Genomic DNA, 24245 nt, shown 5'->3' with positions numbered 1-24245 from the left:
CGAATGAATAGCGATCCAGTCATCGAAGTACGGGGGTTGAGCAAGCGCGTCACCGACGCCACCGGCGAACTCACCATTCTCGACGGTATCGACCTCACCGTCACGGCCGGCAGCAGTGTCGCGATCATCGGCGCCTCGGGCTCGGGTAAATCCACGCTGCTCGGGCTGCTCGCGGGGTTGGACAGCGCAAGCGCGGGCTCGGTTCGGCTACTGGGCCAGGAGCTGACCGGGATGGCCGAGGATCAGCGCGCGGCATTACGCAACGGCGCGGTGGGCTTCGTGTTCCAGTCGTTTCAGTTGATGCCGCATCTGACTGCACTCGAAAACGTCGCGCTGCCGCTCGAATTGCAGGGCGGCATGTCCGCGCGCGAGGCGTTCACGCGTTCGCGCGCGCTGCTCGAACGCGTGGGGCTGGGCCAGCGCACGAGCCACTATCCGAAGCTGCTCTCCGGCGGCGAGCAGCAGCGCGTGGCGCTCGCCCGCGCGTTCGTCACGCGGCCCTCGATCCTCTTCGCCGACGAACCCACCGGCAGTCTCGACGCGGCCACGGGCCGCGCGGTCATCGACCTGATGTTCGAGATGAATCGCGCGACCGGCGCGACCCTCGTGCTGGTCACGCACGACATCGACCTCGCGCGCCGTTGCGACACCGTCGTGACGATCGAGGCGGGGCGCCGCGTCATGCACGGCGACGCCGTGCCCGGTCAGGTGGAAGCGGGGCGCTAGGCCGACAAGGCGTGCGCATCGGGCGCACGCCGTCATGCCCCCTTACCTCAGCGCTTGAGCACGGCACGCGCCCGCGCGATCAGCGCGGCCGTCGACGAATCGTGCTGCTTGACGTCGCCCGGCGTGGCCGTGAGATCGGCTTCGACCACCTTGCCGAGTATCTTGCCGAGCTCGACGCCCCACTGATCGAACGGATTGATGTCCCACACCGAAGCCTGCACCAGCACCTTGTGCTCGTAGAGCGCGATCAGCGCGCCGAGCGAACGCGCCGTGAGCGCGTCGACGAGTAGCGTCGTGGTCGGGCGGTTGCCGGGGAACACCAGGTGCGCAACGAGCTCGGGCTTGTCCGGACCCGCCACCTTGCGCGCCTCTTCCTCGGTGCGGCCGAGCATCAGCGCCTCGCTTTGCGCGAAGCAGTTCGCGAGCAGCTTGGACTGATGGTCGCCGAGCGGATGCTCGGGCGTGAGCACGGCGATAAAGTCGATCGGCACGATCGTCGGGCCCTGGTGCAGCATCTGGAAGAACGCGTGCTGGCCGTTGGTGCCCGGCTCGCCCCAGGTGACGGCGGCAGTGGGGTAATCGACGAACTGGCCGTCGAGCCGCGCCGACTTGCCGTTGCTCTCCATTTCGAGCTGCTGCAGGTACGAGGGCAGATAGTGGAGCGCTTCCGAATACGGCGCGACCAGATAGCTCTGCGAGCCGAAGAAGTTGCGATACCAGATGCCGATCATGCCGAGCAGCACCGGCAGATTCTTTTCGAGCGGCGCCTCGCGGAAGTGCTTGTCCATGTCGTGCGCACCGGCGAGCAGTTCGTCGAACTGCTGCGGTCCGATCGCGATCATGATCGAGAGGCCCACGGCCGACCACAGCGAATAGCGGCCGCCCACCCAGTCCCACATCTCGAACACGTTGTCCTTGGCGATGCCGAACTTCACGACCTCGGCGGGATTCGCCGACACACCCACGAAGTGCTTCGCGAGCGCCGCTTCGGGGCAGCCGTGCTTGACGAACCAGTCGCGCATGGAGCGTGCGTTCGTCATGGTTTCGAGCGTCGTGAAGGTCTTGGAGACGATGATCGCGAGCGTCTCCTCCGGGTCGATGTCCTTGATGACGCGCCACAGATCCGCGCCATCGACGTTGGAAACGAAGTGCGACGTGATCTCAGGCGTCGCGAGATGATCGAGCGCGTGCACGACCATCTTCGGTCCCAGATCCGAGCCGCCGATGCCGATGTTCACCACGTGCCGGATGCGCTTGCCCGTATAGCCGGTCCAGGCGCCGCTGCGCACGGCGTCGGCGAATTTCGCCATCTTCGCTTTTTCGGCGACGATCTGCGCATGGAAGGGCGCGTCCGGTTCGCTCGCGCGCAGCGCCGTGTGCAGCGCCGCGCGGCCTTCGGTCGGATTGACGATCTCGCCTGCGAACATCGCGTCGCGGCGCGCCTCGACACCCGCTTCGCGCGCGAGCTGCACGAGCAGCTTCAGCGTGGCGTCGTTGATGCGGTTCTTCGAGAAGTCGGCCGCGAGGCCGCCGCCCGCGAACGTGTAGCGTTCGGCGCGAGTGGGTGCCGGGTCGTTGGCGGGCGCGAACCAGTCACGCAGGCGTTCGTTGCGGATCTGTTCGTAATGCGCCTCTAGGGCGGACCATGCAGGGAGGGGATTCGTCATGTTCGTCTGGCGGGGAAGAACGCATGAAAGACAGCGGACGTGCCGAGGCCTTCGAAGGCCGGCACGTGCCGCAGGGAGGCGCACCCGCGTCCGTTGCATTACGGGCCGCGCGGTGAATCAGTATAGCGGTCTCGTGCGGACCTGCGCGAGCCGTTGTGCCGATGCGCGGCGCCCGATCGCGCGCTTTATCGGCTGCAATTAATCGGCTGCCGTATCCCGCGCACGGCTCCAGCGCACGGCCGTGCGGTATCGTCAGGCATGCGGCGGATAGAACAAGCGGTTCATCAGCCGCCGGACAGTGGGTGCCAGTTCTCCCGCCGTGAGGCCCGCGGGACCAGTGCCTTCGGCGCACAGCGTGTCGGCGGCAAGGCCGTGCAGCCAGACGCCCGCCAGTGCCGCCTCGAACGGCGGCAGGCGCTGCGCGAGCAGGGCGCCGATCATGCCCCCGAGCACGTCGCCGGTGCCGCCGGTGGCGAGGCCCGCGTTGCCGGTCGGGTTGACTACGACGCGGCCGTCCGGCGCCGCAATGACCGTGCCACTGCCTTTGAGCACCGCTACCGCCGCGAAGCGCGCCGCGAGCGCGCGTGCGGCGGCAAGGCGGTCGTGCTGCACCGTGGCCGTGTCGGTGCCGAGGAGACGCGCAGCTTCCAGCGGATGCGGAGTGATCACACAGGGCGTGCGGCGCGCGGATACGCGTGCTGCGAGCGCCTCGTCGCGGGCGACGAGATTGAGCGCATCGGCGTCGAGCAGGACGGGCGTTTCCAGTTGCAGGATCTGGTCGACGAGATTGCGCGCCGAGGCACTGCCGCCCATTCCGCAGCCCGCCGCCACGGCATCGAGCGCGTCGAGCGCGAGCCTGCCCGCAGCATGCAGCATCAGTTCCGGATGCGGCGGATCGTAGGGCGGCGCGTCGCTGCCGAGGAATCCCACGTGGACCTTGCCCGCGCCCGTCAGCAGCGCGGCGCGCGCCGCGAGGATCGGCGCGCCGCACATGCCCATGTCGCCGCCGATCACGGCCAGCGTGCCGTAGGTGCCTTTGTGCGTTGCGAAGGCCCGCGCGGGCAGCGACGCGGCGAAGAGTGCGGGTGCGTTGAGCCGGACGGGCTGGGAATCGGTAGCGGCGTCGATGCCGGCTTCAAGATCCGCTTCGGGGTCCGCTTCCAGGCCCGCTCCGAGGTCGATAGGCGCGACGCTCACCGTCCCTGCGTAATCGCGACCTGCTCCCGTGTACAGGCCGGGCTTGGCCGCGATGAACGCGACCGTGTGCGTCGCCCGCACGGCGGGGCCCGTACCTACGACGTTGCCGGTATCGCTGTCGAGGCCGCTCGGCACGTCGAGCGCCAGCACGTGGCCGTCGCGCTGGGCACGCGCCGAGAGGCGCAGCGCGAGATCGGCGAATACGCCTTCGAGCCCTCGGGCGAGGCCGATGCCGAACATGCCGTCCACGAGCCAGCCGTAGCCGTCGAATGTGCCCGGCGGAGCAACGCCGACCGGTACGCCTGCCGCGCGGGCTTGCTCCAGCGCCCAGCGCGCATCGGCGGCCTTGACCTCGACCGGCATGCAGACTTCGACGGGCACGCCGGCCCGATGCAGTTCGGTGGCGATGACAAGCGCGTCGCCGCCGTTGTTGCCCGGACCGGCCACGAGCCAGACGGGGCGTGCACAAGCCGGCGAGGGCGCATGGGCGATCTGTTCGAGCAGGAAGCGCGCGGCGGCGGCGCCTGCGCGCGCCATCAGCGTATGGGGCGGCAGGACGGCTTGCGCGGCGGTTTCGGCGGTGCGCAGTTCTGCGACCGTCAGGAGCGGCACGGCCCGGTCGTGGGGCGTGAAGAGAACGGGCAGGCCGGAGGAAACGGGAAGCGGCGTATCGGGCATGGCGACAGCGAAGCAGGGTATCGATAGTGCAACGATACCCGAGCCGTCACGCGCAGGGGTGCGGCTCGCGCGCCCGCAGCCAGGCAAAGGACGAGACCCGCCGGCAGAACCGCGGACCGCCCGCGCCCGCGACTAGCCGCGATCGGGCCGCAGCGCCTCGACGGTTTCGGCCGGGAGATCGGGCATCTCGCCCGAGACCTGCTGCGCGACGAGCCGCCCGGTGCCGAGCGCGAGCGCCCAGCCCGCCGGCCCATGGCCCGCGTTGACGAAAAGCCGCGGATGCCCGGCGTTGCCGACCGTGGGCAGACCATCGGCCGAGAGCAGCTTCATGCCTTCCCAGGCGAGCGCGGCCGAAATGCGCGCCGCGCCCGGCGCCCAGTCGCGCGAGGCTTCGCCGAGGAGCGCGAGCGCGTCTTCGGTGAGCGCCTCGGGCAGCGGCTCGTCCACCTGGCGCGCGCGCAGCAGCACCGCGCCGCCCGAAATGCGTAGCCGGTGGTTCATGCGTGTGATCGCGATGCGCTTCGCCGCATCGACGATCGTGTGGTGCGGCACGCACTCCTCGTGCGCGACGGGTGCGTTCAGCGTATGCAGGCGCAACGGATAGAGCGGCAGCTTGATGCCGTGCGAGGCGAGAAGGCTCGGCGTTTGCGCGCCCGCGGCGACCACCACGGCGTCGCCGGAAATCACCTCCACGTCGCGCGAGCGCGCCTCTTCGGGCAGACGCCGCGCGAGCTCGACGGCCGCGCGGCCGCTTTCCAGACGGATCGCGCTCACTTCCCGGCCGGTCTGGAACTGCACGCCGCCCTGCGCATCGAGTACCTGCTTGAGCTGCTTGACGAACAGCGGGCAGTTCGCCACGCGCCCGGCCGTAAAGCGCACGCCGCCCGCGAACGGCGGATCGGCCGGCAGATTCGGTTCGACCGCGCTGCACTCGGCGGCGCTCATCGCGTGATGCGGCACCTCGAAGCGGCGCAGCAGTTCGAGCGCCGGCTGCGTGAGCGCCCATTCGTCGTTGCCGCGCACGAGGTACAGCAGGCCCTCGCGCTGCTCGTATTCGAGCTGGAAGCGGCCTTCGGCGTCGACGAGCAGATTTTCCGCCGACTCGATCAGCGGGCGCAGCAGGGCGTAGCGGGCTTCGAAGGCCTCGGCGCCGTGCAGGGCGCCGAGGCGCTTGACGAACGCGCGCGCCTGACCGCCAAAACCCGTCTTGCAGATCACGCCGCCCGAGGACTGGCGGCCGTCGCGCAGGAAGGTGGGGCCGAACCAGACGTCGAGTGGGGTAGGCAGCGCGATGCCGCTATGGCCGTAGGTGGCGCCTTGCGCGACCGTGGCGTGGCGCTCGACGACGCAGACACGATGGCCCGCCGCGCGCAGCTGGTAGGCGGTGGCGACGCCGGCGATTCCGCCGCCAATGACGATGACATCCATGACGATACGATCTGCAGGCAGGCGGCGCGCCAATGCAGGAAAAGGCGCCGTGCCGGGGTGGGGCGTGCGGCGCGCCTTTCCGGTTCCGTTTTCTGGAGCCGCGCGCCGATCGGGTGAAACGCGCAATGATAGCAGCCAAAAGGGGCGCCTCGCCATGCGCGCGGCGGCTAAAACGGCCGCTCGCGCGGCGGGCAAGCCGTTGCCCAGGGCCGGAAAGCGGCCCTCAGGGTCGGCCGCAGCGGCCCTTCCGGGTTATAATCGCGGTCTCCCTTACGCCTGACGTCGCTCCCGCGCGCGACGCATCGCCTCGTTCGCGATTGCCGCCGCGCGAGGCGCTTTGCCCGACGCAACCCGGCGACGTAACTTCGCGACGCAACTTCGCGCAACTTCGACGCAACGCCCCAGTCCATGGCCCACTTCTCGTGTTTCCCCGGTGCTTCGGCCCTCTCCGACTTCCGTCAGACCCGCCTCCTCGAAACGCTTCAGCGTATCGACGCCAACATCGTCGGCGTCCATGGGCAGTATCTGCATTTCGTCAATTCGGCCACGCCGCTCACCGCTGAGGACAGCGCGAAGATCGAAGCGCTCATGCACTACGGCGCGCCGTTCGCGGCCCCGCAGGAGCGCGGCAGCGCGGCGACGTTCCTCGTCGTGCCGCGCTTTGGCACGGTGTCGCCGTGGGCGAGCAAGGCGACCGACATCGCCCGTCACTGCGGCCTCGAACACGTGCGCCGCATCGAGCGCGGCGTCGAATACACGGTCGTGCTGAAGTCGGGGCTGCTGGGCGGCAAGAAGACGCTCTCCGACGAAGCGCATGCGGCCGTCGCGGCGGCGCTGCACGACCGCATGACCGAAAGCGTGGCGGCCTCGCGCGACACCGCGCTGCATCTCTTCGACGAACTGCCGGCGCGGCCCATGCAGACGGTGGACGTGCTCGGCCACGGCCGCGCGGCGCTGGAGACGGCCAATGGCGAACTCGGCCTCGCACTCGCCGACGACGAAATCGACTACCTCGTGAACGCTTTCACGAAGCTCGAGCGCAACCCGACGGACGTCGAGCTGATGATGTTCGCCCAGGCCAACAGCGAGCACTGCCGCCACAAGATCTTCAACGCGACGTGGACCATCGACGGCAAGGAGCAGGATCTCTCGCTCTTCGCGATGATCCGCAACACCGAAAAGCTGAACCCGCAGGGCACGATCGTCGCGTACTCGGACAATTCCGCGATCATGGAAGGCGCGGTCGCCGAGCGCTGGTTTCCGCGCAAGTCCGGCGCGGCCGATGCGCCCGCTGAGCAATACGGCCGCCACACCGAACTCACGCACACGCTGATGAAGGTGGAGACGCACAACCACCCGACCGCGATCTCGCCGTTCGCCGGCGCCGCGACGGGCTCGGGCGGCGAAATCCGCGACGAAGGCGCAACGGGCCGCGGCGCGCGTCCGAAAGCTGGTCTCACGGGCTTCACGGTCTCCAATCTCGAACTGCCCGATGCGCGCGAAAGCTGGGAAAACGCCCGCGACGCCGCCACGCCGCTCGCGCACCGCAATCCGGCGCAGACGGGCGACGCCTACGGCCGCCCCGACCGCATCGCCTCGCCGCTGCAGATCATGATCGACGGCCCGCTGGGCGGCGCCGCGTTCAATAACGAATTCGGCCGCCCGAACCTCGGCGGCTATTTTCGCACCTACGAGCAGAACGTGGCCGGTACCGTGCGCGGCTACCACAAGCCGATCATGATCGCGGGCGGCATCGGCAATATCAGCGCGCAGCATACGCACAAGAACGACCTGCCCGAAGGCTCGCTGCTGATCCAGATCGGCGGCCCGGGCATGCGCATCGGCATGGGCGGCGGGGCGGCGAGCTCGATGGCCACCGGCACCAATACGGCCGAGCTCGACTTCGACTCGGTACAGCGCGGCAACCCCGAAATCGAGCGCCGCGCGCAGGAAGTCATCAACGCGTGCTGGCAGCTGGGCGAAGGCAACCCGATCCTGAGCATTCACGACGTGGGCGCGGGCGGCCTCTCGAACGCGTTCCCCGAACTCGTCGACGGCGCAAACAAGGGCGCGCGCTTCGAACTGCGCAAGGTCCAGCTCGAAGAGTCGGGGCTTTCGCCGCGCGAGATCTGGTCGAACGAATCGCAGGAGCGCTATGTTCTCGCGATCGCGCCGGCCGATCTGCCGATGTTCGAAGCGATCTGCGCGCGCGAGCGCTGCCCGTTCGCCGTGGTCGGCGTCGCGACGGCCGAGCGCGAACTGAAGCTCGTCGACACCGACGAAAAGGCGCTCGCCGCGAACGGCGGCCATCAGCCCGTCGACATGCCGATGGACATCCTGCTCGGCAAGCCGCCGCGCATGCACCGCGACGTCACGCACACCAGCACGCCGCTCGTACCCGTGGACGTGACCGGCGTCGCTTTCGACGAAGTCGCGAAGCGCGTGCTGCGCAATCCGACTGTCGGCAGCAAGTCCTTCCTCATCACGATCGGCGACCGTTCGGTGGGCGGCACGAGCGTGCGCGACCAGATGGTGGGCCCGTGGCAGGTGCCGGTGGCGGACTGCGCGATCACCACGCTCGACTACGCCGGCTACAAGGGCGAAGCGATGACGATGGCCGAGCGCACGCCGCTCGCCGTGATCGATGCGCCCGCATCGGGCCGCATGGCCGTGGGCGAGGCGATCACGAACATCGCATCGGCGCCGATTCTCTCGCTCGACAAGCTCAAGCTCTCGGCGAACTGGATGGCCGCGTGCGGCGCGCCCGGCGAGGACGCCGCGCTGTACGACACCGTGAAGGCGATCGGCATGGAGCTGTGCCCGGCGCTTGGCATCGGCATTCCGGTGGGCAAGGATTCGCTCTCGATGCGCACGAAGTGGAACGACGCGGGTGTGGCGAAGGAAGTGGTCGCGCCGGTGTCGCTCATCATCTCGGCGTTTGCGCCGGTCGAAGACGTGCGCCGCCATCTCACGCCGCAACTGCGCCGCCCGGACGAAGCGGGTGAAACGGTGCTGATCGCGATCGACCTGGGCCGCGGCAAGAACCGCCTCGGCGGCAGCATCTTCGCGCAGGTCACGCAGCAGGTGGGCGATGCAGTGCCCGACGTCGACAGCGCCGAGGACCTCAAGCAGTTCTTCACGGCGATCCAGCAACTGAACGCGAACGAGCAACTGCTCGCCTACCACGACCGCTCGGACGGCGGCCTGTGGGCGACGGTGTGCGAAATGGCGTTTGCGGGCCACACGGGCGTCTCGCTGAACGTGGACATGCTCACGCTCGACGCCGACCACGAGTCCGATTACGGCGACGCGAAGGACTGGGCAAAGCAGACGAGCGGCCGCCGCGAAGACCGCACGCTGCGCGGGCTCTTCTCCGAAGAGCTCGGCGCCGTGATCCAGGTGCCGGCGCAACAGCGCGACGCCGTGTTCGCCGTGCTGCGCGAGCATGGCCTGTCGGCGTGCTCGCACGTGATCGGCCAGTTGAACAACCGCGACGCGATCGAAATCTATCGCGACGCCAAACGCATCTATGAAGCGCCGCGCAGCGAACTGCAACGCGTGTGGAGCGAAGTGAGCTGGCGCATCGCGCGCCTGCGCGACAACCCGGCGTGCGCCGATGCCGAATACGACGCGCTGCTCGACGCCGCCGACCCCGGCATGCAGCCGCACCTCACGTTCGACCCGGCCGACGACATCGCCGCGCCGTTCGTCTCGACCGGCAAGCGTCCGCGCGTGGCGATCCTGCGCGAGCAGGGCGTGAACTCGCATCTGGAGACGGCGTATGCGTTCGACCGCGCCGGTTTCGACGCGCACGACGTGCACATGAGCGACCTGCTGGAAGGCCGCGCCACGCTGGCCGACTTCGCGGGCGCGGTGGCCTGCGGCGGCTTCTCGTACGGTGACGTGCTGGGCGCGGGCGAAGGCTGGGCCAAGACGATCCGCTTCAACGCGAAGCTTGCGGACATGTTCGCGGCCTTCTTCGCGCGCCAGGACACTTTCGCGCTCGGTATCTGCAACGGCTGCCAGATGATGTCGAGCCTCGCCTCGATGATCCCGGGCGCCGACGCCTGGCCGAAGTTCACGCGCAACAAGTCCGAGCAGTTCGAAGCGCGTTTCTCGCTCGTGGAAGTGCAGAGCTCGCCGTCGATCTTCTTCGCCGGCATGGAAGGTTCGCGCATTCCGGTGGCGGTCGCGCACGGCGAAGGCTTTGCGGACTTCTCGCAGCAGGGCGACGCCTCGAAGGTAGCCGTGGCGATGCGTTTCGTCGATCACCGCGGTCAGGCGACCGAAGCCTACCCGTTCAACCCGAACGGCTCGCCGCAAGGCATCACGTCGGTCACGACGCCGGACGGCCGCTTCACAGTGCTGATGCCGCACACGGAGCGCGTGCAGCGCACGGTGACGATGAGCTGGCACCCCGAGGCGTGGGGCGAGGCGAGTCCGTGGATGCAGGCGTTCCGCAATGCGCGCAAGTGGGTGGGGTAAGGCCCGGCTCGCTATGAGCGCGAGGTAGAAGAAGCCGACCTGCGGGTCGGCTTTTTGTTGTCCAAGCTCCGGTACAGGAAGGTCATGCGGGGAATAGCGCCACTATTCTCCGCAAAATATGCGGAGAATAACTTGTCCATGCGGAGAATGCGGGTCATAATCTCCGCATGAATAGCGGAGATTACACCTACATCTGGCAGGCCAGCGATTGGCCGGCCTGGCGCTTCGATCTGGCCAGTCTGGCTGAACCGATGGCCGAAGCCAGTCGTGCCCAGGGGATGTTGATGGGGCGGCTGGCCGATGTCGGCATGGCGCTTCGCGATCAGGCCAGTTTCGCAGCCCTGACGGACGACGTCGTCAAAACCAGCGAGATCGAAGGGGAACACCTCAATATCCAGTCGGTCCGCTCGTCGATTGCTAGGCGCCTCGGCGTGGATATCGGCGCATTGGCGCCGGTCGATCGCCACGTTGAAGGCGTCGTCGAGATGGTGCTCGATGCCACGTTCAACAGCCCGTTGCCGGTCACGCGGGAGCGCCTGTTCGGCTGGCACGCTGCGTTGTTCCCGACAGGCTACTCGGGTCTGTCGCGTATCGACGTGGGCGCCTGGCGCAACGATGCGCGCGGGCCCATGCAGGTCGTGTCGGGGCCCTTCGGGCGCCAGCGCGTCCATTTCGAGGCGCCGCCCGCGACCTGGCTAGAAGGGGAAACCAGCCGCTTTCTCGACTGGGTCAATGGTCCGCCTGAAGAACCGCCGTTGATCAGGGCCGGCCTTGGCCATCTGTGGTTCGTCACGCTGCATCCGTTCGACGATGGCAACGGCCGGATTGCCCGAGCGATCGGCGATTTGCTGCTCGCACGCGCGGACGGCAGCCAGCAGCGTTTCTATAGCCTGTCGGCGCAAATCCAGCGGGAGCGCAAAGCCTACTACGACATCCTGGAACGAACGCAGAGGGGGGCGCTGGATGTCACCGAATGGCTGCTCTGGTTCCTCGATGTGCTGCATCGCGCGGTCGATCACGCGCAGCTCACGCTCGATGCAGTGCTGACCAAAGCGCGCTTCTGGAATCACTGGGCCACGATGTCGTTCAACGAACGGCAGGTGAAGCTGCTCAACAGGATGCTCGATGGTTTTGACGGCAAACTCACCAGCAGCAAATGGGCCGCCATTGCCAAATGTTCGCCTGATACCGCGTTGCGCGACATCAACGATTTGCTTGTGCGCGGTGTGCTGCGAAAAACGGAAGGTGGAGGGCGAAGTACCAGCTACGAGCTGAACGATCTGCCGAAGTAGCGGCCTCTCGTGAAACCGGCCGCACCATGAAAAAACCCCGCGCCTTTCAAGAGCGCGGGGTCTTTCATCCCGGCCACACGCAACGCGCGTTACTGGATCTTCGCCTGCTTGCGCAGATTCTCTTCGAACGCCTGCAGCTTTTCCTGCTGGATCTGCTGGACGATCTGCTGACGCACCTGCTCGAGCGGCGGCGGCGTGACCGGGCGGATGTCGTCCACGCGGATGATGTGCCAGCCGAACTGCGTGTGCACCGGCGTATCGGTCATCTGGCCTTTCTGCAGATGCGTGGCCGCATCGGCGAATTCCGGCACGTAAGCCTTCGGATCCGACCAGTCGAGGTCGCCGCCGTTCTTCGCCGAACCCGGGTCCTTCGAGTACTGCTTCGCGATGTCCTCGAAGCTCGCACCGGCCTTGATCTTGGCGATCAGGTCCTTCGCTTCCTGCTCGTTGTCCACGAGGATGTGGTGCAGGTGGTACTCGTTGCCGCCTGCGTCCTTCGTCAACTGGTCGTAGCGCGCCTTGACTTCGGCGTCGGTCGGCTGGTTGTTCTTCACGAAGTTGTCGATCAGCGCGCGCAGCACGACCGTCTGCTGGGCCACGGCGATCTGCGCCTTCACGTCAGGCTGGTTCGGAATGCCTTCGCGAATCGCTTCCTGCATGAGGATTTCGCGGTTCACGAGCTCTTCGCGCACCGCTTGCTGGAGCTGCGGCGAGTCCTGCTGGCCTTGACGGACGAGCTGGTCGATCAGCGCGTCGGCGCGTGCTTTGGGAATCGGCGTGCCGTTCACGACGGCGATGTTCTGCGCGAATGCGGGAGCCGCCGCGCACGCAGCCAGCAACACCCAGAGACGGGTCTTCTTCAAGGTCATCGGAAAGTCCTAACAGGGAGCAAACCCAAAGGGCAACTAAAAAGGGCTAACTGGAAAGTGGGCTACCGGGGCAGCGCTGCGGCTTCTTCGGGCGTGAGCGCCGTGATCGCAAGTGCGTGAATGCCGCGCTGCATCGCTTCGGCCAGCGCATCATACACCATGCGATGCCTTGCCACGCGGGCTTTCCCCGCGAACGCCGCGGCCACGATCGTTACGCTGTAATGACCGCCCGCAGCCGCGCCGGCATGGCCTGCGTGCTGGGCGCTGTCGTCGCGTACCGAGATCGAGGCCACCGGCGCGAGCGCTGCATTCAGGCGCGATTCGATCAGCGCCATGCGCCCGGCGGGGCTTGCGTTCAGGAAGGCGTCGCTCATTCCTCTTCCTTGATGTAACGCGAAAGCCACAGGCTCTGCCCGACGATGAACACCACGAGGATGCCCGTTGCGCCGAACAGCTTGAAATCGACCCATGCGTCGGTGGAGAAGTGGAACGCGACGAACAGGTTCACGAGGCCGAGCAGCACGAAGAAGATCGCCCAGATGAGGTTCAGCTGCGTCCAGATGCGGTGCGGCAGCGTGATCTGCTTGCCCATCATCGCTTCGATGAGGTTCTTGTTGAAGCCGAGCTGCGCGCCGAGCAGCGCCACCGCGAAGGCCCAGTAGAGCACGGTGGGTTTCCACTTGATGAAGGTTTCGTCGTGCAGCACGAGCGTGGCGCCGCCGAACACGACGACGATGCCAAGCGACAGCCACAGCATGGGATCGACCTTGCGATGGCGGAACGCCACCCACGCGATCTGCACGAGCGTGGCGACGATCGCCACGGCCGTGGCCGTATAGATGCCCCACAGCTTGAAGGCAACGAAGAACAGGATGATCGGAAACAGATCAAACAGGAATTTCATTATCGGCCTGAATATTTGCAAAAAGAGCTGCCGCGGCGGTCACCGCGGTGATCGCAGAGGCGACGCCGGGAGCGGCCCCAAAACGGAGCGCCGCGCCCGCGACGTCCCGCACTCACTTGGGCTCGAATTGTAGCGCAGCCGAATTGATGCAATACCGAAGTCCGGTCGGCGCCGGGCCGTCCTCGAACACGTGGCCGAGATGCGCGCCGCAATTCTTGCAGCGCACTTCGATGCGCAGCATGCCGTGCGTGCGGTCGGTGCGCTCCTCGATCACTTCGCCGTTGATCGGGCGAAAGTAGCTCGGCCAGCCGCAGCCGGCGTCGAATTTCGTGTCCGATTCGAAGAGCGGCGCGCCGCAGCATACGCAGTCGTACACGCCGCGGTCCCAGTGGTCCCAGTAGCGGCCCGTGAAGGCGCGCTCGGTGGCCGCATGGCGCGTCACCTGGTATTCGCCTTCCGAGAGCTGCTTGCGCCACTCGGCATCGTCCTTGTGACCGGGGTAGTCGGGGGAGTTGTGATCGTCCTGGCTCATGGTGGGGTTCCTGTAGTGGTCCCGGGGGTGTCCTCCGAAGTCGGTCGCTTCGGAGGCGCGAGTGGGGAAGAGGGCCGCGCCGATGCGGGACAACACAACGATCGGGCGGCCACGGAGCGTCACGAGGAGCAGCTCACTTCCAGCGAGCTCGCCCAGTCGGGCGGCAGCGCCGCATAGGCCGCATGCTCGGGCTGTTCGTCGAACGGGCGCGCAAGCACGCGCGCGAGACGCTCCACTTCGCTGAAATCTTTCTGCGCGGCGCGCTCGATCGCCGTTTGCGCGAGGTGGTTGCGCAGCACGAATTTCGGATTCACGCGATTCATCGCCGCGGCGCGCGCTGCATCGTCGCGCGGCTCTTGCTGAAGGCGAGCACGATAGTCGTTCGCCCAGGCGTCGAAGGCGGCGCGGTCGAGGAACAGGTCGCGCACCGGCGCATCGTGCCGGGCGTCGTGTTTCGAGAGGCCGGCAAGATGGCGGAACGTCAGCGTGAAATCGGCGCGGTTCGCGTGCATGACTTCGAAGAGGCGGTTCGACAGGGCATCGTCGCCTTCGCGCGCTGTTTCGAGACCCAGCTTCGCGCGCATGCGCGCTTCGAGCGCCGGGGCGAAATGCCCCTTGAAGCGTTCGAGCACGGCTTGCGCGTCGGCCACCGCGCGCTCGCCGCGGGTCTTCTCGTCCGCTTCCTCGCGCTGCAGGCCGAAGAGCGGCAGCAGCGCCTGCGCGAGACAGAACAGATTCCAGTACGCGATCTGCGGCTGCATGCGGTACGCGTAGCGGCCCTGCGTATCCGAATGGTTGCAGATGTGATTGGCGTCGAAGCCGTCGATGAAGCCGAACGGGCCATAGTCGATCGTGAGGCCGAGGATCGACATGTTGTCCGTGTTCATCACGCCGTGGCAGAAGCCCACGGCCTGCCATTCGACCATGAGCGCCGCCGTGCTGCGCACCGCTTCGTCGAGCAGCGCCAGATACGGATCGTCGGCTTCGCGCAGATGCGGGTAGAAGCGGCCGATCACGTGATCGGCGAGCGCCTGCAGCGCGGCGACGTTGTCGTTCGCGTAGAAATGCTCGAAGTGGCCGAAGCGCACGAAGCTGGGCGAAACGCGCGAGACGACCGCGGCCGTCTCGATCTCTTCACGCCGCACCGGCTGATCCGAGCCGACTACCGCAAGCGCGCGCGTGGTCGGAATGCCGAGGTGGTGCATGGCCTCCGAACACAGGAACTCGCGGATCGACGAGCGCAGCACCGCGCGGCCATCGCCCATGCGCGAGTAGGGCGTGCGCCCCGCGCCCTTGAGCTGAAGCTCGTTGCGTCGTCCCGCGTGTTCCAGCTCGCCGAGACCGAGCGCGCGGCCGTCGCCCAGCTGGCCGGCCCACACGCCGAACTGGTGGCCCGAATAGACCGAGGCATACGACATGACGGCGGGCGAGCGTTCACGCGTGGCGTTGCCCGCGAAGAACGCGGCAAACGCGGCAGAGAACGCGGGATCGGCGGCCAGCGCGGGATCGATGCCGAGCAGCGCGGCCGTGTCGGCAGACAAGCCGACGAGGTAAGGATCGGGCAGCGGCGCCGCCGGCAGGCGCGTGAGAAACGTAGTGCCGAGCGAGGAGAACGCGTCTTCGCGCGCGGCGGTGAGCGCGCGTTCGAGATTGGCGAGCGGGCCGCCGGCGGCCTCGTGCAAGGCGGCGGAGTCCGCCGTGGGGTCGGTTAGGCCTGGTGAAAACGACATATTGAGCGCCTGTTGAATAGCCGATATTGTAAATCCGCGCCAGCCGGCGTGCTGGACACCCGCCGGGGCTTTGGCCGGGCGGGCCGGAGCGGTCGCCGGATCGATCGAAAACAGGCATTAGAACAGACATTCCGCGCGAGGAGACCCCCCACGATGACTGCGCCGCTGCTGGGACAGATGATGGACGTGCCGCTCAACGTGTCGTCGCTGATCGCGCATGCGGCGCGTTATCACGGCGACACGCAGATCGTGTCGCGCCGCATCGAAGGCGACCTTCATCGTTATACCTACCGCGAGTGCGAAACCCGCTCGAAGCAACTGGCCCAGGCGCTGATCGCGCTGGGTGTTGCGCCAGGCGAGCGCATCGGCACGCTGGCCTGGAACGGCTACCGGCATCTGGAGGCGTACTACGGCGTGACCGGTTTCGGCGCCGTGTGCCACACGATCAATCCGCGGCTCTTTCCCGAACAGATCGCCTGGATCATCAATCACGCCGACGACCAGTACGTCCTCTTCGACCTCACGTTCGCGCCGCTCGTCGATGTGCTTGCGCCGCAGTGCCCGAACGTGCGCGGCTGGATCGCGCTTGCCGCCGAATCGCACCGGCCCGACATGCGCACGCCGGTGCTCTGCTACGAGACGCTGCTCGACGCGCAGAACGGCCAGTACGCCTGGCCGGTGCTCGACGAGCGCAGCGCCTCGAATCTCTGCTACACCTCCGGCACGACCGGCAATCCGAAGGGCGCGCTCTACACGCACCGCTCTTCGGTGCTGCACGCCTACGGCGCGTCGCTGCCCGACGCGATGGGACTCTCATCGCGCGATGCGATCCTGCCTGTCGTGCCCATGTTTCATGTGAATGCCTGGGGCCTGCCGCATGCGGCGCCGCTTAACGGCACGAAGCTCGTGCTGCCGGGCAAGGATCTCGACGGCAAGTCGCTCTACGAGTTGATGGAAAACGAGGGCGTGACCTGCTCGGCCGGCGTGCCCACCGTGTGGCTCGGTCTGCTCGCTCATCTGCGCGAGGCCGGCGTGCGTTTTTCCACGCTCGAGCGGACGGTGATCGGCGGATCGGCGTGTCCGCCCGCCATGCTGCGCGCCTTCGAGGACGACTACGGCGTGCACGTGATCCACGCGTGGGGCATGACGGAAATGTCGCCGCTCGGCACGCTCGCGAAGCTGAACTGGGAGCAGTCGCAGCGGCCGCCCGACGCCCGGCGCGCGCTGCTGGAAAAGCAGGGACGCGTGATTTTCGGCGTCGATATGAAGATCGTCGGGCCCGATGGGCAGGCATTGCCCTGGGATGGAGTCGCGTTCGGCGATCTGCACGTGCGCGGGCCGTGGGTCATCGAGCACTATTTCCGGCAGGAGAGCGGCACGCCGCTCGTGGATGGCTGGTTCCCGACCGGCGACGTGGCCACCATCGATCCCGACGGCTTCCTGCACATCACCGACCGCAGCAAGGACGTGATCAAGTCGGGCGGTGAGTGGATCAGCTCCATCGATCTGGAGAACGTCGCGGTGGCGCACCCGGCGATTGCGGAGGCGGCGTGCATCGCCTGCGCGCACCCGCGCTGGACCGAGCGGCCGCTCATCGTCGCGGTGAAAAAACCGGGCGCCGAAGTCACGCGCGAGGCACTGCTGGCTTTCTACGTGGGCAAGGTCGCGAAGTGGTGGCAACCCGACGACGTCGTGTTCGTCGAATCGCTGCCGCACACGGCGACAGGCAAGCTGCAAAAGCTCAAGCTGCGCGAGCAGTTCCACGATTACGTCCTGCCGACGGCGCTCGCCGCCGAGGCATCCTGCCCCATGAACGCGCCGGCGGGACACGACCCGGCCTGAGCGCGCACTACACGCACACACAGCAGGCACGCACGGGCGGCGCATCACATGAACGCAGCGTTTGGGCTGCGTTTTTCCTTGCCACTCCGATACGCGTTGCCGCGCGACCGTGAAAACCCCAGGCCCGCCGATCCGGGGAAATCGTCGAAAAAAATGGAACGAACGTTCTTTTTTGTGTATTCTGCCTGCTGACCGGGATTGTCGGACAATGAAGCCGGCGACGCACAACGCGGCCCGAAAGTATGGAGGCAGGCAAATGGCAGTGGACTACACGACTCGCGACGGCGTCGCCGTCATCACGCTCAACAATCCGCCCGTCAACGGCCTGGGGCATGCCACCCGGACCGGGATCGTCGAAGGCATCGCCCGCGCCGCGCAGGATCCGGCCGTCACGGCCGTCGTCATCACGGGCGCCGGCAAGGCCTTCTCCGGCGGCGCCGACATCACCGAATTCAACACGCCGAAGGCGACCCAGGAGCCCACGCTCCACACCGTCATCAGCGAAGTCGAGAAGAGCGCCAAGCCCGTGGTCGCGGCCATTCACAGCGTCGCGATGGGCGGCGGCCTCGAGCTCGCGCTCGGCGCCCACTACCGCGTCGCCGCACCGGGGGCGCAGATCGCGCTGCCCGAAGTGAAGCTCGGCATCCTGCCCGGCGCCGGCGGCACGCAGCGCCTGCCGCGCGCGCTCGGCCTCGAGCCCGCGCTCAACATGATCGTGACCGGCGCGCCGGTGCTCTCGGAGAAGCTGGCCGGCACGGGTCTTTTCGATGCCATCGCACAAGGCGATCTGCTCGAGGAAGCCATTGCCTTCGCACGCAAGGCTGCCGACAAGCCGGGCCCGCATCCGCTCGTGCGCAATCGCAAGATCGAGCATCCGAATGCCGAAGGCTACCTGCAGTTCGCGCGCAACACCGTGGGCGCGATGTCGAAGAACTATCCGGCGCCGCTGAAGTGCGTCGATGCCGTGGCGGCCGGTGTGAAGGAAGGTTTCGATAAAGGTCTCGCATACGAGCGCGAATGTTTCGTCGAACTCGTGCAGACGCCGGAAAGCCATGCGCTGCGCCATGCGTTCTTCGGCGAGCGCGCCGCGAGCAAGATCCCCGATGTGCCTTCGAGCACGCCCACGCGCGACATCCAGCAAGTGGCCGTGATCGGCGCGGGCACGATGGGCGGCGGCATCACGATGAACTTCCTCAACGCAGGCCTGCCGGTCACGCTGCTCGAAACGAAGCAGGACGCGCTCGACCGCGGCCTCGCGACGATCCGCAAGAACTACGAAGCCCAGGTCAAGAAGGGCAAGCTCACGGCCGAGAAGCTCGAAGCGCGCATGGCGCTGATCCGCCCGACGCTCTCCTATGACGACCTCAAGCAGGCCGACCTCATCATCGAAGCCGTGTTCGAAGAGCTGGGCGTGAAGGAGCAGGTGTTCAAGCGCCTCGACGAGGTCGCGAAACCCGGTGCGATCCTCGCCTCGAACACCTCGACACTCGACGTGGACAAGATCGCCGCCTTCACGAAGCGTCCGCAGGACGTGGTGGGCATGCACTTCTTTAGTCCTGCCAACGTCATGAAGCTGCTCGAAGTCGTGCGCGGCAAGGACACGGCCAAGGACGTGCTCGCCACCGTCATGCAGGTCGCGAAGAAAATCCGCAAGACGGCCGTGGTGTCGGGCGTGTGCGACGGCTTCATCGGCAACCGCATGATCGAGCAGTACGTGCGCCAGGCGCTCTATATGCTCGAAGAAGGCGCGCTGCCCGCGCAGGTGGACCGCGCGATCGAGAAGTTCGGCTTCGCCATGGGCCCGTTCCGCATGAGCGACCTCGCGGGCAACGATATCGGCTGGGCGATCCGCAAGCGCCGCTATCAGGAAAAGCCGGACATGAAGTACTCGAAGATCGCCGACCGCCTGTGCGAGTCCGGCCGCTACGGCCAGAAAACCGGCGCGGGCTGGTACGACTACAAGGCGGGCGAGCGCAGTGCACTGCCTTCGGCGCTCGTGGACGAGATGATCGTCGCGTACTCGAAGGAAGCGGGCATTGCGCGCCGCAAGATCAGCGACCAGGAGATCGTCGAGCGCCTCGTGTACGCGCTCGTGAACGAAGGCGCGAAGATCCTCGAAGAGGGCATTGCCTCGAAGGCGTCGGACATCGACATGGTTTATCTGACCGGCTACGGCTTCCCGCTGTGGCGCGGCGGCCCGATGCTCTACGCGGACACGGTGGGCCTCTACAACGTGGCGCGCGCGATGCGCGGCTACGCGGCGCAACCCAACGGCGACGCCTGGGCAATTGCGCCGTCGCTCACGGAGCGCGCGGAAACGGGCGGCACCTTCAACTGAGTCGCTGACGCGAGGCGCATCAGCATCGCTCAAGCAAGGAACGGACATCATGAGAAGCGCAGACGACGTGCTGTTGCTGATCGACCTGCAGTACGACTTCATGCCGGGCGGGGCGCTGGCCGTCGCGCACGGCGACGAGGTCGTGCCGGTGGCCAACCGGCTCGCGCAGGACTTCAGCCATGCGGTGCTCACGCAGGACTGGCACCCGGCGCAGCACGTTTCGTTTGCGGCGAATCATGCGGGCCGCCAGCCGTTCGAGACGATTGCGCTGCCGTACGGCGAGCAGGTGCTGTGGCCCACGCATTGCGTGCAGGGCACGGCAGGCGCCGAACTGCATCGCGATCTGCACGTGCCGCAGGCGCGCGCCATCATTCGCAAGGGCCATCACGTGGACGTAGACAGCTACTCGGCGTTTCTCGAAGCCGACCGCACGACGCCGACCGGGCTCGCCGGCTATCTCCGCGATACCGGCACGAAGCGCGTGTACTGCTGTGGCCTTGCGACCGACTACTGCGTGGCGTGGTCCGCGCTCGACGCACGCGCGGCCGGGTTCGAGGCGGTGCTGATCGAGGACGCTTCGCGCGCCATCGACCTGAACGGCTCGCTCGCCGCCGCCTGGGAACAGCTGCACGCCGCGGGCGTGAAGCGCGCGCAGTCGGCCGAGGTGCTGCGCGGCACCGCATGAGCGTCTTTCGTAGAGTCCGTCCATTTCAGACTATCCCGCAAGATCAACACATTCGTATGGGATCGGACAAGGCGCACACGCGCTGAGTCAGACCGACAGGAGATAAGCATGACCGACGCCGTAATCGTATCGACCGCCCGCACGGGCCTCGCGAAGTCCTGGAAGGGCGCCTTCAACATGACCCATGGCGCGACGCTCGGCGGCCATGTTACGAAGGCCGCCGTCGAGCGCGCCGGCATCGACCCGGCTCGCGTCGAAGACGTGGTCATGGGCTGCGCCAACCCCGAAGGCGCGACGGGCGGCAACATCGCCCGCCAGATCGCGCTGCGCGCGGGCCTGCCGGTTTCGGTGCCGGGCATGACGGTGAACCGCTTCTGTTCGTCCGGACTCCAGACGATTGCGCTCGCCGCGCAACGCGTGATCGCGGGCGAGGGCGACGTGTTTGTCGCGGGCGGCGTGGAGTCGATCTCGTGCGTGCAGAACGAGATGAATCGCCACATGGTGTACGAAGGCTGGCTCAAGCAGAACAAGCCAGAGATCTACTGGAGCATGCTGCAGACGGCCGAAAACGTGGCGAAGCGCTACGAGATTTCGAAGGAGCGTCAGGACGAGTACGGCGTGCAATCGCAACTGCGCGCGGCCGCGGCGCAGGCGGCGGGGCTTTTCAACGCCGAAATCGTGCCGATGACGGTGCTCGCGGGCGTCGCCGACAAGGCGAGCGGCCAGCTGGTGACGAAGGAAGTCACGATTGCCGCCGACGAAGGCATCCGTGCCGACACGACGCTCGAAGGCGTTTCGAAGATCCGCACGGCGCTGCCGGGCGGCGTGATTACGGCGGGCAATGCGAGCCAGTTCTCGGATGGCGCGAGCGCGTGCGTGGTGATGAACGCGAAAGTCGCCGAGCGCGAAGGCCTCACGCCGCTGGGGATTTTCCGCGGCTTTGCGGTGGCCGGCTGCGAGCCCGACGAAATGGGCATCGGCCCGGTATTCGCCGTGCCGAAGCTGCTCAAGCAGGCGGGCCTGAAGGTCGAGGACATCGACCTGTGGGAGCTGAACGAAGCGTTCGCGGTGCAGGTCCTGTATTGCCGCGACAAGCTGGGCATCCCGGCCGACCGCCTGAACGTGAGCGGCGGCGCGATCGCCGTGGGCCATCCCTATGGCGTGTCGGGCGCGCGCCTCACGGGCCATGCGCTCATCGAAGGCAAGCGGCGCGGCGCGAAGCTCGTCGTGGTGACGATGTGCATCGGCGGCGGCCAGGGCGCAGCGGGCCTGTTCGAGATCGTCTGAGCGCGGGCTGGGCCTTGCGATGCCGCACGGCGCGGCGCGGGCGCTATCGTGCCTCGGTGCGATCGTCTGCCGGGCGCCGCGCGCCGGGGATCAACCGTGCCAGCCAGCGGGGCAGCAACGCTGCGGCTGCGAGCGCGATGCCTCCGGGCGCGGGCGGCAGCACCGCGTAGCGCACGCGCGACCCACACGCAGCACTGACGAACAGTACGCCGCGATGCTCGATCGCCCGCATTTCCGCCTCGGCAATCACGAAGGCGCGTTCGGGCGTCGAATCGGCCAGCCAGGCGAGCGCGTCCTCGCGGTAGGTGACGAGCACATCGCCTTCGAGTGCGACGATCATCGTGCCCCGTCGCACGATGACCGGGCAGCTTTGACCTGGTGCAAGCGTGCCGTGGCCGCAGGCAGGCGGTGCCGGCGGGTGAGGCGTCAAGCTGGGTGTCAAGCGGGACCTGGAGCGAAGCGTGTCGAGCATATCGGGACCTGGAGTCGAATGGATGTCGTCGTGCCCCAAGCTTATTGACGCAGGCCACCGCCCGGCAGACCCAGCCGCGCGCGAGGCGTACCGCAACAGCAGCGCATTTGTGGCGGCTGTACCGGTGCTTCTGCGCGGCAAGTGTATCTGTCGCGGCGCCGGCCGCATGCGGCATGATCGGGCGATGACCGCTCCCCAACAGTCCCTCTACCGGCGCCTGGCCGCGCATTACCGGCTCTCCATCGAAAAGGGCGCATTGCGGCCCGGCGATCGCATGCCGTCCATGCGTGCGTTCATGCGACAGCACGAGGTGAGCCTCGCGACCGCCATCGAAACCTATCGCGTGCTTGAACGGGAAGCCCTGATCGTCGCGCGGCCGCGCGCAGGCTATTTCGTCTGCGCGCCGATTGCGCCGCGCGTGCGCCTCGCACCCGCGCTGCCGCCCGTGGCGGAACCCGATTGGCAGAGCACGCCGCCCGACGCCCGTTTCGTCGGCATCCATACGGCCATCTCGGCCATCGTCGCGCGCTGGCAGCAGGTGCCCGGCGCCCTCAATCTTGCCGGCGTGACCGCGTCGGAAGCCTTGTTTCCCGGCTCCGAACTGCAGAAGATTGCGCTGCGCGTGCTGCGCCGCCAGCCCGGCCTGCTCACGGCTCCCGGGCACGAGCGAGGCGATCCGGCCTTGCGCTCGGTGATCGTGCGCCGGGCGCTTGCCGCGGGTATGTCGCTTTCGGCCGACGACATCGCCATGACGCACGGCGGCACCGAAGCCGTGAACCTCGCCCTGCGCGCGGTTGCGCAGCCGGGCGATACGATCGCCGTGGAATCTCCCTGTTTTTATGGCCTGCTGCAGGTGCTCGAAAGCCTCGGCCTGCGTGCGCTCGAAATTCCGGCCAGCCCGAGCACCGGCCTTTCGGTCGAGGCGCTCGAATTCGCCCTGCGCCAGCATCCGCAGCTAAAGGCCGTCGTGGTCGTCCCGCATCTGCAGAATCCGCTGGGCTGTGTCATGCCCGACGCGCACAAAGCGCGCATCGTCGAGCTCTGCGCGCAGGCGGGCGTCGCCCTGATCGAGGACGATCCGTACCGCGAACTCGTGGAAGGCGAAGCGCCGCCGCAGGCCATCAAGGCCTGGGACACCGACGGCACCGTGATTCACTGCACCTCGTTCAACAAGACGCTCGCCCCCGGCATGCGCGTGGGCTGGATGAGCGGCGGTCGCTGGCACGCGCGCATCGCGATGCTCAAATTCGCACAGACGCGCCTTAACGAGCCGCTCTCCCAGGCCGTGCTGGCCGAGTATCTGCAGACCCAGGCGCACGAGCGCCATCTGCGGCGTCTGCGCGAGAAGCTGCGCGCCCAGCGCGAGCGCATGGCGCAGGTCATTGCCGCGGCGTTTCCCGCAGGCACGCGCTTCACGCCGCCGCAGGGCGGTCTCGCGTTCTGGATCGAGCTGCCGCGGCACGTTGGCTCGCTGGCGCTCTTCGACGCGGCGCTCGCCGAAGGCATCCGCATCATGCCCGGCACGGTGTTTTCGAATGCCGGGCGCTTCGATCATTTCATTCGCGTGAGCTGTCCGGGCCCGGAGCCGCATACGGCCGACGAAGCCGTGCTGCGCATCGGCGCGCTCGCATGCGATCTGGCACGGGCGGGCGAGGCGGGGGCGCCTCTCGCGCAACAGGCCACGCGGGTATCATGACGATGGCCGGCGCGCCCGACTGCCGCGCCGCACTTCGTTCATGCAGACTGAAAAGGTGAATACGTTGATTCGTCATATCGTGATGTGGAAGCTCAAGGAATCGGCCGAGGGTGCGACCCGCGAAGAAAACCTCGTGAAATTCAAGGCGCTGCTCGAAGGTTGCCGCGATCTCGTGCCCGGCACGCTGCACCTCGAAGTGGGCCTCGCCGAACCGGGTCTTGCTTCGACGTTCGACATCGCGCTCGTCTCCGACTTTGCCGACAAGGCCGCACTCGACGCCTATCAGGACCATCCCGATCACCTCGTCGTGAAGCAGTTCGCGAAGGCCGTGACGGAAGGGCGCCAGTGCGTCGACTACGTGATCTGAGCGGGCGACATGGCTGACCAGAAGACGGACGCGCTCCCCCCGGCCGGCGC

General features: G+C 67.3%; 18 protein-coding genes. 9 read left to right on the top strand and 9 right to left on the bottom strand.

The window, feature by feature from the left end; all coding sequences use genetic code 11:
* Positions 1–3: 3 nt before the first annotated feature.
* A complete protein-coding gene (locus U5760_RS01185; RefSeq protein WP_415914015.1) occupies positions 4–726 on the top strand; it encodes an ABC transporter ATP-binding protein in 723 nt (240 codons plus the stop codon).
* A gap of 47 nt (positions 727–773) precedes the next feature.
* On the opposite strand, the gene pgi is transcribed toward U5760_RS01185, so the two are convergent.
* The 3 genes from pgi to U5760_RS01170 all read right to left on the bottom strand — a co-directional run bounded on the left by pgi (position 774) and on the right by U5760_RS01170 (position 5696).
* Positions 774–2393 (bottom strand): glucose-6-phosphate isomerase, encoded by a 1620-nt coding sequence (gene pgi, locus U5760_RS01180; protein ID WP_322009024.1) that lies wholly within the window; start codon positions 2391–2393, stop codon positions 774–776.
* Between the two features lie 252 nt (positions 2394–2645).
* On the bottom strand, positions 2646–4268 hold the full coding sequence (locus tag U5760_RS01175; RefSeq protein ID WP_322009022.1) for an NAD(P)H-hydrate dehydratase: 1623 nt from the start codon (positions 4266–4268) through the stop codon (positions 2646–2648).
* Positions 4269–4400: 132 nt separating this feature from the next.
* Entirely contained in the window at positions 4401–5696 is a 1296-nt protein-coding gene (locus U5760_RS01170; RefSeq protein WP_322009021.1) for an NAD(P)/FAD-dependent oxidoreductase, read from the bottom strand.
* A 408-nt stretch (positions 5697–6104) separates the two neighbouring features.
* On the opposite strand from U5760_RS01170, the gene purL reads away from it, so the two are divergent.
* Complete coding sequence (purL, locus tag U5760_RS01165; RefSeq protein WP_322009020.1) at positions 6105–10181, top strand: phosphoribosylformylglycinamidine synthase; 4077 nt, start codon at positions 6105–6107, stop codon at positions 10179–10181.
* A 167-nt stretch (positions 10182–10348) separates the two neighbouring features.
* Complete coding sequence (locus U5760_RS01160; RefSeq protein ID WP_322009019.1) at positions 10349–11473, top strand: Fic family protein; 1125 nt, start codon at positions 10349–10351, stop codon at positions 11471–11473.
* Positions 11474–11562: 89 nt separating this feature from the next.
* Here U5760_RS01160 and U5760_RS01155 read toward each other — a convergent pair whose 3' ends face one another.
* The 5 genes from U5760_RS01155 to U5760_RS01135 all read right to left on the bottom strand — a co-directional run bounded on the left by U5760_RS01155 (position 11563) and on the right by U5760_RS01135 (position 15508).
* On the bottom strand, positions 11563–12342 hold the full coding sequence (locus U5760_RS01155) for a peptidylprolyl isomerase (RefSeq protein ID WP_322009018.1): 780 nt from the start codon (positions 12340–12342) through the stop codon (positions 11563–11565).
* 62 nt (positions 12343–12404) lie between these two features.
* On the bottom strand, positions 12405–12716 hold the full coding sequence (locus tag U5760_RS01150) for a BolA family protein (protein WP_322009017.1): 312 nt from the start codon (positions 12714–12716) through the stop codon (positions 12405–12407).
* Positions 12713–13246, bottom strand: coding sequence for a septation protein A (locus U5760_RS01145; protein ID WP_322009016.1), 534 nt, complete (start codon positions 13244–13246; stop codon positions 12713–12715). Before U5760_RS01145 ends, U5760_RS01150 begins: the two co-directional genes overlap by 4 nt.
* Before the next feature lie 112 nt (positions 13247–13358).
* Positions 13359–13778: a peptide-methionine (R)-S-oxide reductase MsrB gene (msrB, locus tag U5760_RS01140; protein WP_322009015.1), complete on the bottom strand. Its 420-nt coding sequence runs from the start codon at positions 13776–13778 to the stop codon at positions 13359–13361.
* Between the two features lie 119 nt (positions 13779–13897).
* Entirely contained in the window at positions 13898–15508 is a 1611-nt protein-coding gene (locus U5760_RS01135; RefSeq protein WP_322009013.1) for a protein adenylyltransferase SelO, read from the bottom strand.
* A 153-nt stretch (positions 15509–15661) separates the two neighbouring features.
* Here U5760_RS01135 and U5760_RS01130 point away from each other — a divergent pair, with 153 nt between their 5' ends.
* The 4 genes from U5760_RS01130 to U5760_RS01115 all read left to right on the top strand — a co-directional run bounded on the left by U5760_RS01130 (position 15662) and on the right by U5760_RS01115 (position 21660).
* Entirely contained in the window at positions 15662–17350 is a 1689-nt protein-coding gene (locus U5760_RS01130) for a 3-(methylthio)propionyl-CoA ligase (protein WP_322009011.1), read from the top strand.
* A gap of 256 nt (positions 17351–17606) precedes the next feature.
* Positions 17607–19688 carry a 3-hydroxyacyl-CoA dehydrogenase NAD-binding domain-containing protein gene (locus U5760_RS01125; protein ID WP_322009010.1) on the top strand — a complete coding sequence of 694 codons (2082 nt, stop codon included), beginning with the start codon at positions 17607–17609 and terminating at the stop codon, positions 19686–19688.
* A gap of 49 nt (positions 19689–19737) precedes the next feature.
* Positions 19738–20373 (top strand): bifunctional nicotinamidase/pyrazinamidase, encoded by a 636-nt coding sequence (gene pncA, locus U5760_RS01120; RefSeq protein ID WP_322009008.1) that lies wholly within the window; start codon positions 19738–19740, stop codon positions 20371–20373.
* Between the two features lie 108 nt (positions 20374–20481).
* Positions 20482–21660: an acetyl-CoA C-acyltransferase gene (locus U5760_RS01115; RefSeq protein WP_322009006.1), complete on the top strand. Its 1179-nt coding sequence runs from the start codon at positions 20482–20484 to the stop codon at positions 21658–21660.
* A gap of 43 nt (positions 21661–21703) precedes the next feature.
* Here the strand turns inward: U5760_RS01115 and U5760_RS01110 are convergent, their stop codons facing one another.
* Positions 21704–22000 (bottom strand): hypothetical protein, encoded by a 297-nt coding sequence (locus U5760_RS01110; protein WP_322009005.1) that lies wholly within the window; start codon positions 21998–22000, stop codon positions 21704–21706.
* Positions 22001–22316: 316 nt separating this feature from the next.
* Here U5760_RS01110 and U5760_RS01105 point away from each other — a divergent pair, with 316 nt between their 5' ends.
* Positions 22317–23828, top strand: a complete 1512-nt coding sequence (locus tag U5760_RS01105) for a PLP-dependent aminotransferase family protein (protein WP_322009004.1) — start codon at positions 22317–22319, stop codon at positions 23826–23828.
* 64 nt (positions 23829–23892) lie between these two features.
* Positions 23893–24195 carry a Dabb family protein gene (locus tag U5760_RS01100; RefSeq protein ID WP_322009982.1) on the top strand — a complete coding sequence of 101 codons (303 nt, stop codon included), beginning with the start codon at positions 23893–23895 and terminating at the stop codon, positions 24193–24195.
* Positions 24196–24245 lie beyond the last annotated feature (50 nt).

The organism is Paraburkholderia sp. J12 (assembly GCF_905220215.1).
In the GTDB taxonomy this organism is placed as follows: Bacteria; Pseudomonadota; Gammaproteobacteria; order Burkholderiales; family Burkholderiaceae; genus Paraburkholderia.
Note: the sequence above shows the minus strand (reverse complement) of the source record. Positions and strands in the feature narration are given on the sequence as shown.